Genomic DNA, 9,883 nt, shown 5'->3' on the forward strand with positions numbered 1-9,883 from the left:
GAACCGGGAGTTGAGTACGGAGTGAGGGCGGGAACGGCAGGGAATAGGGAATAGGGAAGAGGGAATAGGGAATAGGGTGATGGTCTCGCGCGGATGGGAACGCGCGCACGATGCGCGTGGTTGGTTCAGCTCGCTGAGGCCAATGGGAATGCAGGAACTCGCCTGCCGGAGCGGGGCGTGATGGCGCGGATCACTTTGCGTGAGGGATGCGCGCCCGGAGGGCCGAGAACCCGGAGTGGAGGGGCAACAGCAGTATCGTTGCCCCGCAACGGAGGGGGCTCGGCGCCGTTGGCAACAGCTGTATCGTTGCCTACGGCGCGCGCAGCCCGGCCCGGAGCGCAGCGCAGGGACACGCCCTCATCCGCCGTCATCCTTTCCGGTTCCGCCTACCACCCCGTGAAAGAACAGGCAATCGGGACAGAAAGGACGGGAACACGCGCCGACGCGAACCGGGCCGGAAAGAACATTGGGCATACCTTGTGCACCGGGGCGGCGCTCCCGTGCGAGGGGCGCACGGAGGCGACAGACACCGGGAGAGCACGATGCACGAGGGACGCGATTTTCTGCGGGCACAGGTCAGCAACTGCGTGATGCAGCACCGCACGCTGCTGGAGAGCCTGGAAGACCACGAGAAGCAGGCCGAGGACGCCGAGTTCCGCGCGCTCTGCACGCGGCACCTGCCCGCGGTGCGCCAGCACCAGAAGACGCTTGAGGAGTACCGCGCCACGCTGGGCGAGCAGTCCGGCGAGGGCTTCAAGGGCGCGCTCGGGTTCGTGCTGGGCAAGGCCAAGGACGCCGCGGACGCGCTGCGCAACGATGACTTCCTGCGCATTGTGGAAGACATCGTGATGCTGCGCCAGGCGCAGGACACGTTCGCCACCTTTGCCGCCGCGGGCACCGCGCTGGGCGAGGCGCGCCTGGCCGAGATCGGCCGCACCGGCGAGCAGGCCGCGGACACGCTGCAGCGCGAGTTCAACGCGCTGGTGCACAAGATGTTCATTCGCCAGGCGCAGGCGAGCTGACCGCGCGCTGGACGCAGCACAAGGAGCCCCGAGCCGCCCCCGCGCCGCTCGGGGCTCCATCATTCCGCCCCGCCCTGGCGGACGCAAAAAGAGCGTCCGCATTCCTCCATGCCCGACGCTGCGCTTGCTCTCCACAGCGGAGCAGAGATGTCACTGAGAGCGCACCTCGGCGCAGCGGCGTCATTCTGAACGAGGCGCCGCGCGGGGCATCGGCCGGCTCAGGCTCAGGCGCCGACTGAAGAATCCCGCCACGGAGCGTCCGACGCACGTCAGGTTGGCGCCGGGCTCCGGACCCGCCGCCGCGGCGAACGGTCACGAGCACACCGCGCAACCCGCGTCCACGCGGAGAGTTCGGCGCGGGATTCTTCGGTCGCGCACGGCTCGGAGCGGCAGAGGGTTCGGCGCGCCGCTCCCTCAGAATGACACCCGGAGGCCGAGGCTGGTGGAAGACTCAGAATGACACCCGAAGGCCGAGGCGGGTGGCGGACTCAGAATGACGCTCGGATCCGGCGCGCGAGGCCGGCCCGGTCAACACGCTCCGGATGACCGATCCCGTGACGCATCGCAGCGCCGCGACGCCCGCCACCGGCGCCGCGGCGTAGGCCCGCGCCGCATCCCCCTATTCCCTATTCCCTGTTCCCTGATCTCCCTACATTGTCCCCCGCCGCGAGGCCACCCGGCCCGCGCTCCACACCCACCCCCGCTCCCTCGCATGCAGACAATGCTCTTCCACGCCCATTCCGGGCTTCGCTACCTGGTGCTGCTGGCGGGCGTGATCGCGTCCGTCGTCCTGCTGCTGGGATACCTGAAGCGCCGGCCGTACAAGGGCGCGTCGCGCATTGCGTCGTCGGCGTTCATGGGGCTGCTGCACCTGCAGTTCGTGCTGGGCATTCTGCTGGTGATCACCGGAATCTGGTACAGCGCCCTGATCGGGCACATGTTCATGATGTTCCTCGCCGTCGGCCTGTTCACCACCATGGCGGGCTACGCCAAGCGGCAGACGGACGACCACAAGGCGCACGGCGTGGCGCTGGCCGGCGTGGTGCTCACCCTGGCGCTGATCGCGGGCGGCATCCTTTCCATCCGCTCCGGCCTGTTCGCCAGCAGCGGCCATCCCTCCGTGCGCTCCGCGCCGCGATGAGCCTGCTGCGCTACGAGACGGCCATCCCCGCGGGCGCACGGGACGGCGCGCCGCTCCTGGTGCTGCTGCACGGGCGCGGCGCGGACCGCTTCGACCTGCTTTCGCTCGCGCCGCACCTTGCGCCGGACGCCATCGTCGTCACGCCCGAGGCGCCGCACCCCGGCGCGGCGTGGGGATACGGCCCGGGATGGGCGTGGTACCGCTTTCTGGGCGGCACCCGCCCGGATCCCGACAGCTTCGAGACGTCGCAGCGGCTGCTGGGCGAGTTCCTGGCGGAGTTGACGGACACGCTTCCCGTCCGCCCCGGCCCGCTGGTCCTGGGCGGCTTTTCGCAGGGCGGCACCATGTCCGTCGCCTACGCCTTGCGGAACCCCGGCGCAGTTCCGTTCGCCGTCAACCTCAGCGGCTTCCTGGCCGACCATCCCACCGTCGCGGCGACGGCGGAAACCGTGCGGGGGACGCGCTTCTTCTGGGGGCACGGGACGATGGACGACGCCATTCCCTTCGCCATGGGGCAGCAGGGGCGCGCGGCGCTGCGGGCCGCCGGCGCGGAGCTGGAGGAGCGCGACTACGCCATGGGGCACGGCATCAGCCCCGACGAGGCGCGCGACCTTCGCGCGTGGATCGCGCGCGGGGTGGGCGGCGCCGGATGATCCGCGTCACCGCCGAGCTTTCTCCCCGCGAGCGGTACCAGCTTCTGACCTCGCTCGTCGTTCCGAGGCCCATCGCCTGGATCTCGACGCGGTCTGAAGCGGGGGCGCGCAACCTCGCGCCGTTCAGCTACTTCGGCGCGGTGAGCGCGACGCCGTTTCTGGTCTCCGTCTCCATCGGCAGCCGGGCCGGGGTGGACAAGGACACACTGCGCAACATCCGCCAGACGGGGGCGTTCTGCGTCAACGTGGCGACGGAACGGCAGCTCGTCGCGATGAACGAATCCGCCGGGGAGTACGGCCCGGAGGTGGACGAGTTCGACCGCGCGGGGCTGCAGTCCGCCGAGGCGCAGACCGTGGCCGCGCCGTACGTGGCGGACTGCCCCGCGGTGCTGGAGTGCCGCGTGTCGCAGATCGTGGAGCTGCCCGGCTCGCCCAACACGCTGGTGATCGGCGAGGTGCTCTGCGTGCGACTGGCGGACGAGGTGCCCCTGATTCCCGGGACGCTGTTCGCCGATTCGCGGGCGCTGCAGCCCGTGGCGCGGTTGTGGGGCGACCTGTACGCGTTGATCGGTGAAACTCCCGCGCTCCTCCGCCCCGTAGTGGACCGCGCACCCGGCGCGCCCTGAGCGGACCGTCCGCGCCGCCTCATCCGAAAAAGAACGCATGCCGCACGAAGGCCGGGAATGGAGCCGCGAGGAGGTCGCCGGCCAGCTGCGCGATCTGGGCGTGGAACAGGGCGGCGTGCTGCTGGTCCACACCGCCTTCCGGGCGATCCGTCCCGTGGAGGGTGGTCCCGCGGGGCTGATCGAGGCACTGCGGATGGCGATCGGGCCGGAGGGGACGCTGGTGATGCCCTCGTGGACGGGGAGCGACGAGGAGCCGTTCGACCCCGCCACCACCCCCGCGTCGGAGGATCTGGGCGCGGTCGCGCAGACCTTCTGGCGGATGCCGGGGGTCATCCGGAGCGACCACCCCTTCGCCTTTGCCGCCATCGGCCCACGCGCGCGGCGGATCACGGACACGCCGCTCCCCCTTCCCCCGCACGTGCCCGACAGCCCCGTGGGCCGCGTGCACGACGAGGACGGGCAGGTGCTGCTGCTCGGAACCGGCCACGACGCGAACACCACGCTGCACCTGGCGGAGCTGGTCGCCGGCGTGCCGTACCGCCTTCCCAAGCACATCACCGTGCTCCGCGACGGGCGCCCCGTCCGCGTGCCCTACGGCGAGAACGACCACTGCTGCGAGCGCTTCACGCTGGCGGACGGGTGGCTTCGCGGCGCCGGGCTCCAGCGCGAGGGGCCCGTCGGCAACGGCACCGCGCGCCTGGTCCGCTCGCGCGACGTCGTCCGCGTGTCCGCGGAACGGCTGGGGCGCGACCCGCTCGTCTTTCTGCACGCCCCCGGCGAGTGCGCGGAGTGCGACGACGCCCGCGCATCCACGGTGGCGTGAATCGTTCGATACGCGTTCCGCTTTCCGCCACGGCGGATGACGGCGCACCGAAATTCATCCAGCACTTCTGATGAGCGAAACCGTGACGACAGCGCGCGCCGGCGGCGCCTTTGACGGCGTCCGCCATCCCGGCGGGGACGAGCCGTACTACGTGGCCTCCGGCGCGGAGGTGGAGGTGTTCGGCACCGCGCACGCGTCCGGGCTGCCGGTGATGCTCAAGGGGCCCACGGGGTGCGGCAAGACGCGCTTTGTGGAGCACATGGCGTGGCGGCTCAAGCGCCCGCTGGTGACCATCGCCTGCCACGACGACCTGTCGGCCAGCGACCTTACCGGGCGCTACCTGATCCGTGGCGGCGAAACCGTATGGGCCGACGGGCCGCTGACCGTGGCGGCGCGGATGGGCGCCATCTGCTACCTGGACGAGGTGGTGGAGGCGCGGCAGGACACCATCGTGGTCCTGCACCCGCTTACGGACGACCGGCGGCTGCTCCCCATCGACAAGACGGGCGAACTGGTGGAGGCCGCGCCGGGATTCCAGCTCGTCATCAGCTACAACCCCGGCTACCAGCACGCGCTCAAGGACCTCAAGCCCAGCACGCGGCAGCGGTTCGTGGCCCTGGAGTTCGACTTTCCCGACGCCGCGCGCGAGGCGGAAATCGTGATGCACGAGGGCGGCGTGGACCGCGCGGCCGCCACGGCGCTGGTTCGCCTTGCCGGCCGCATTCGCGCACTGCGCGACCAGGGGCTGGCGGAAGCGCCCAGCACGCGCCTCCTGGTTTCGACCGCGCGGCTGATCGCGCGGGGGATTCCGGCGCCGCAGGCCTGCCGCGTGGCGCTGGTGAATCCGCTCACGGACGATCCGGACCTGCTGGCGGCCATATCCGACCTGATCAGCGCCACGCTCTGATCCGTGCCGCGCCCCCCCATTCTCGTCCGCGCGCTCCACGCGGTTCGCGCCATCGGCCGTGCGCCGGAGCCGCCCTCCGTGCGCCTGGAAGACGTGCGGCGGCGGCTGGAACTGCTGGTCGCGGCACTGTACGAGCGTGAGATTCCCATCGTCGACGCCAAGCCGCCGCGCCGCCCCGGCCTGCTGCGGCGCACCCTGCTGCGCGCGCCGGCCCACCTGCGCGGCAGCGCCGTTTCCGCGTCCACGGACGGCATCCGCATTCTGCTTCCCCCGTCGCTCCCCGCCGGCGCGGACCGCAACGCGGCCATGGAGCGCTACCGCGTGATGGCGATGGAGCAGGCGGAGCGGCTGGCGCGCGGCACGGCGGCGCACCTGCCCGCCGCGGCCTCGCCGCTGGAGCGCGACCTGTACCTGCTGGCGGAGGGCGCGTCTGTCGATGCGGAGATCGCGCGGCGCGCGCCCGGGCTGCGGGGCGCGCTGGTGGATGCGCGCCGGTCCGCCCTGGCCGCCCGCCCGGACGCGGAGGCGATGACCGCGGCCGAGCGCGAGGTGGAACGGCTCTTCTGCGCCGCGCTGGACGGCGAGCCGGGGGTGGCGGGAACGGAGCTGCCGGACTTCGGCCATCCGTCCGCCTCGCTGGCGTGGGCGCGGCGGATGGCGGCGCGGCTGGAGGCGGTGGCGGGAACGCGGTATCGCGGCGTGCCCGCCGTGGACGCGTGGGGCACGGTGTCGCCGCTGGCGGCGAAGGCGGCGCTCGGAAGAGGGTACGCGGCGGAGCCGGACGCGTGGGCGGAGTCGCAGGTCATGGGCAAGACGTCGCCCTGGTTCATGATGGGCGCCGACCCGTCCGCCGCCACGTCCACGCGCAAAGGCAAGCCCGGCCCGCAGTCCGGCGCCGCGAACGACGGCGTCGGCGCCGGCAACGCTGCCAATCCCAGCACGGCGAACGGGCGCAGCTCCGACGGATCCGGCAAGGCGGGCGACGACGACGACTTCGGCCCCGCGACGGAGGGCAAGGGGTCCGGCGCGCAGAGCGACGCGCCCGAGACGGAGGTGGCGCTGGACGCGGCCGTGTCTGGCCCCGCCGTGGCGGATACGGGGAGGCGTTCCGACCGGGGGATCGAGTATCCGGAATGGGACTGCGAGCTGGGGACGTACACCCGCCCCGGTGCCACCATCCGCCCGCACGAGGCGGAGCTGGGCGACCTGGAGTGGGCGCGGCAGGTGCTCGCGTGGCAGGGGCCCGTCGTGCGCCGGCTGCGCGCCGAGTTCGAGCGGCTGCGCGCGCGCCGCATCCGCATGACCGCGCAGCGCGACGGGGACGAGCTGGACCTGGCGGCGTGCGTGCGCTCGCTGGTGGACCGGCGCACCGGCCACGCGCCGGACGACCGCGTGTACATGGCGGTGCGTCCCGCGCGCCGGGAGCTTTCCATCCTGCTGCTGGTGGACGTCAGCGGATCGACCACGGAGCAGATGGGCGCGCACCGCATCATCGACCTGGAAAAGCTTACCCTTCTGCTGGCCAGCGAGGCGTTCGACGCGCTGGGCGACCGCTACGCCATCCACACCTTCAGCAGCAAGACGGCCCGCAACGTCCGCATCCGCACGCTCAAGGACTTCGGCGAGCGCAACGGGGACGTGGTGCGGCAGCGGATCTCGGCGCTTGCGCCGGAAGCGTTCACGCGCATGGGCGCCGCCATCCGCCACGCCAGCGCGCAGCTCGCGCGGCAGGGCACCAGCCACCAGCTTCTGCTCATCGTCAGCGACGGGCGGCCCAACGACGACGACCATTACCAAGGCGCCTTTGCCGTCGAGGACGCGCGGCAGGCCATCGCCGAGGCGCGACAGCTGGGAATCGTGCCTTTCTGCCTCACCATCGACCGGAAAGGTGCCTCGTACCTGCCGCGCATCTTCGGCCCGGCGGGGCACGTGATCCTGCGCCAGCCAGACCAGATGCCCATGGCCCTCACCCGCGTCGTTCGCCAGCTTCTGCGCGCGTAGGCGCACCCGCCGCGCGGGTGGCGGACGCGAGCGGCGAGGTGCCCTGGTCCGGTACCCGGCAGCGCGGGCGGCGGGGGAGGCGCGCAGTGGTTCGCGGGAGCGGCGGGGCGTGTGATGAACCGAGCCCGAAGTGGAGCAGGCGCCCAGCGAGACGAGCGCGAGGGCGAGAAATGAACGGAGGTTCCTGCGATGGGGCTGCGTGAGCGGCAGGGCCGGACCGGCCGCGGGCGTAGCCCCCAGCCGGGTGGCGCGCGCGGGCCGCGCTCGTTGTGCATGGGCGGAACCGGGTGGAAAAGGATGACGCGGCTGGCGGCTGTCAAATGTTCACCGATCCGCCGGATTGTAGGCCTGGACGTCCGGCGGGCGTTCACGGCCCGGCGGGACGGGCCGCTTGTTTGCCGACGGCGGCGGGCGTATCGTTGACTTCCTCCCGTTCCCCTTCTCCCCTCCCATTCCGGAGCGCTCTCCAGTGGAAGACAGCGGCTACGCACGCGGCGCGGGCGGCACGCCCGGCGGCATGCTGGAATTCGTAATCGGCACGGCGATGGCGGCCGCGGGCGCGTACCTGCTCACCACCCGCGTCACCGTGACCAGCGGCTTCTGGAGCTTCTGGGGCGAGAGCACCTTTGGCCTCACGCTGGTGCCACTGCTGGCGGGAATCGGCATTCTGTTCTTCAACGGCCGGTCGTTCTGGGGATGGATGCTGCTGGTGATCGGCGCGGCCATCATCCTGTTCGGCATCATCGCCAACCTGCAGATCTTCTTTCGCCCCACCAGCCTGTTCAACACGCTCATGATGCTGGGGCTGCTGGCCGGCGGCCTGGGCGTGGTGGCGCGGTCGCTGCGCAGCCACTGACGGCACTTCCACCTCCGGGAGCGCGATGACGAGCACCGAAACCGCGGTCCGCGAAACGTGGCCCGAGCTTTCGCTGGACGCGTGGGAGGACACCCGCGACACGCTGCACATGTGGACGCAGGTGGTGGGAAAGGTGCGGATGGCGCTGTCGCCCCGGGTGAACCACTGGTGGCACACGCCGCTGTACGTGAACCCGCGCGGGCTCACCACCGGCACCATTCCGTACGGCACGCGCACCTTTCAGATCGACTTCGATTTTCTGGATCACCGGCTGCGCATTCTGGACTGTCTGGGCGGCGCGCGCATGCTCGCGCTCCGGCCCATGACGGTGGCCCAGTTCCACTCCGACGTGATGGAGCTGCTGCGGGGGATGGACGTCCGCGTGCAAATCTGGACGACGCCGGTGGAGGTGCAGAGGCCCATCCCCTTTGAGCAGGACACGGTTCACGCCGCATACGACCCGGTGTACGCGCAGCGGTTCTGGCGTGCGCTGCTGCAGGCCGACCGCGTGCTGAACGCGTTCCGCTCGCGGTTCATCGGCAAGTGCAGCCCGGTGCACTTCTTCTGGGGCAGCTTTGACCTGGCGGTCACCCGGTTCAGCGGCCGCGAGGCGCCACCGCACCCCGGGGGGGTGCCCAACCTGGCGGACTGGGTGACGCGCGAGGCGTACTCGCACGAGGTGAGCAGCGCGGGTTGGTGGCCGGGCGGCGGCGACTTCCGCGATCCGGCGTTCTACGCCTACATGTATCCCGAGCCGGAAGGGTACGCGGACGCGCCGGTGCGCCCGGAGGCGGCGTACTACCATCCGCAGATGCGGGAATTCATCCTCCCCTACCCCGCCGTGTGCGCCTCGGCGGACCCGGACCGCGCGGTGATGGATTTTCTGCAGAGCACGTACGAGCGCGGCGCCGCGCTGGCCGCCTGGGACCGCCGCGCGCTGGAAGCCTTCTGATCCGCACCGTCCCATTGATGGAGGAAGCGAAGAACGGCCCGGCATCGCAGCGATGCCGGGCCGTTCATCCGTCGCGGAACTCGCGCGCCTAGTAGCGCGAATCGCGATCGTCCGCCGCGCGGTCGTCGCGGTTGTAACCCGCGGCGTTCTGGTTGCGGGGGAGGTCGTACACGACGACTTCCTCGTTGCGCGAGCGGAACATGGACATCAGCGCCGCCGCCGTGATCGCCGTGACGCCGACCGCCACCGCCGTCACCAGCGCGGTGTAGCCGGTGTCGCGCGCCGACCCTTCTTCCTCGCCCTCGCCGCCGGAGCGGCCGCGCGAACGCCCGCTGGATTCATTCTCCCCGCGCGAACGGCTGCCGCGCGATTCGCTCTCGCCGCGGGAACGGCCGCCGCGCGATTCGTTCGCTTCGGAACGGCCACCGCCGCGCGACTGGCTCTGGCGCCCGGAGCCGCCTTCCTCGCCGCCGCGCGACCCGCTGGCGCTCTGGCCGCCGCCCCGCGATCCCCGCCCGCCCGACTCACGCCCGCCCGATTCCTGCCCGCCCGATTCCCGCCCGGCGCGCGACTCGCCGGACCGCTCGCGGCCTCCTTCTTCGGCCTGGCGCTGCATGTAGGCGTTGGTGTGGTGGTGAATCTGGCCGTCTTCACCCCGGTACTCCCGCTCCTTCAGCGAGTACTCTCTCTGCTCGCGCTCGTTCTCTGGCATTCCGCTCTCCGGTTGTGGGATTCTCGATGCCGCCCGTCACAGTCGGCATCGGGGCGGCGCGACGTTGCAGCGATGGTGCCAGAGTGAACGGAAGGAGTGCGTCCCCACGCCCGCTGCATGCACCGGCACTCACGCATCCCGACATCGTGCAAGCAATCCGGCGGCGTCGGACGCGGAAGACCGCCGGAAC

The 9,883-nt window shown here is 71.6% G+C and carries 10 protein-coding genes; 9 read left to right on the forward strand and 1 reads right to left on the reverse strand.

Annotation, left to right across the window (positions count from 1 at the left end; all coding sequences use genetic code 11):
- The first annotated feature begins 542 nt into the window (after positions 1 to 542).
- From VF665_RS17455 to VF665_RS17495, 9 genes are all read left to right on the forward strand, one after another.
- Positions 543 to 1,022 (forward strand): hypothetical protein, encoded by a 480-nt coding sequence (locus VF665_RS17455; protein WP_331054728.1) that lies wholly within the window; start codon positions 543 to 545, stop codon positions 1,020 to 1,022.
- Positions 1,023 to 1,734: 712 nt separating this feature from the next.
- Entirely contained in the window at positions 1,735 to 2,163 is a 429-nt protein-coding gene (locus tag VF665_RS17460; RefSeq protein ID WP_331054729.1) for a hypothetical protein, read from the forward strand.
- The gene (locus VF665_RS17465) at positions 2,160 to 2,816 is read left to right on the forward strand and encodes an alpha/beta hydrolase (RefSeq protein WP_331054730.1); all 657 of its coding nucleotides are present in this window, start codon (positions 2,160 to 2,162) and stop codon (positions 2,814 to 2,816) included. The genes VF665_RS17460 and VF665_RS17465 overlap by 4 nt, the downstream gene beginning before the upstream one ends.
- A complete protein-coding gene (locus tag VF665_RS17470) occupies positions 2,813 to 3,442 on the forward strand; it encodes a flavin reductase family protein (protein WP_331054731.1) in 630 nt (209 codons plus the stop codon). Before VF665_RS17465 ends, VF665_RS17470 begins: the two co-directional genes overlap by 4 nt.
- Positions 3,443 to 3,479: 37 nt before the next feature.
- Positions 3,480 to 4,265 (forward strand): AAC(3)-IV family aminoglycoside N-acetyltransferase, encoded by a 786-nt coding sequence (gene aac(3)-IV, locus VF665_RS17475; protein ID WP_331054732.1) that lies wholly within the window; start codon positions 3,480 to 3,482, stop codon positions 4,263 to 4,265.
- Between the two features lie 70 nt (positions 4,266 to 4,335).
- Positions 4,336 to 5,172 (forward strand): CbbQ/NirQ/NorQ/GpvN family protein, encoded by an 837-nt coding sequence (locus tag VF665_RS17480; RefSeq protein WP_414679002.1) that lies wholly within the window; start codon positions 4,336 to 4,338, stop codon positions 5,170 to 5,172.
- A 3-nt stretch (positions 5,173 to 5,175) separates the two neighbouring features.
- A complete protein-coding gene (locus tag VF665_RS17485; protein WP_331054734.1) occupies positions 5,176 to 7,173 on the forward strand; it encodes a nitric oxide reductase activation protein NorD in 1,998 nt (665 codons plus the stop codon).
- Between the two features lie 469 nt (positions 7,174 to 7,642).
- Complete coding sequence (locus tag VF665_RS17490; protein ID WP_331054735.1) at positions 7,643 to 8,029, forward strand: hypothetical protein; 387 nt, start codon at positions 7,643 to 7,645, stop codon at positions 8,027 to 8,029.
- Positions 8,030 to 8,054: 25 nt separating this feature from the next.
- On the forward strand, positions 8,055 to 8,981 hold the full coding sequence (locus tag VF665_RS17495) for a DUF5996 family protein (protein ID WP_331054736.1): 927 nt from the start codon (positions 8,055 to 8,057) through the stop codon (positions 8,979 to 8,981).
- A gap of 88 nt (positions 8,982 to 9,069) precedes the next feature.
- Here the strand turns inward: VF665_RS17495 and VF665_RS17500 are convergent, their stop codons facing one another.
- On the reverse strand, positions 9,070 to 9,693 hold the full coding sequence (locus VF665_RS17500) for a hypothetical protein (RefSeq protein WP_331054737.1): 624 nt from the start codon (positions 9,691 to 9,693) through the stop codon (positions 9,070 to 9,072).
- Between the last annotated feature and the right edge of the window lie 190 nt (positions 9,694 to 9,883).

Origin of the sequence: Longimicrobium sp., from assembly GCF_036387355.1 — a bacterium.
Lineage (GTDB): Bacteria > Gemmatimonadota > Gemmatimonadetes > Longimicrobiales > Longimicrobiaceae > Longimicrobium.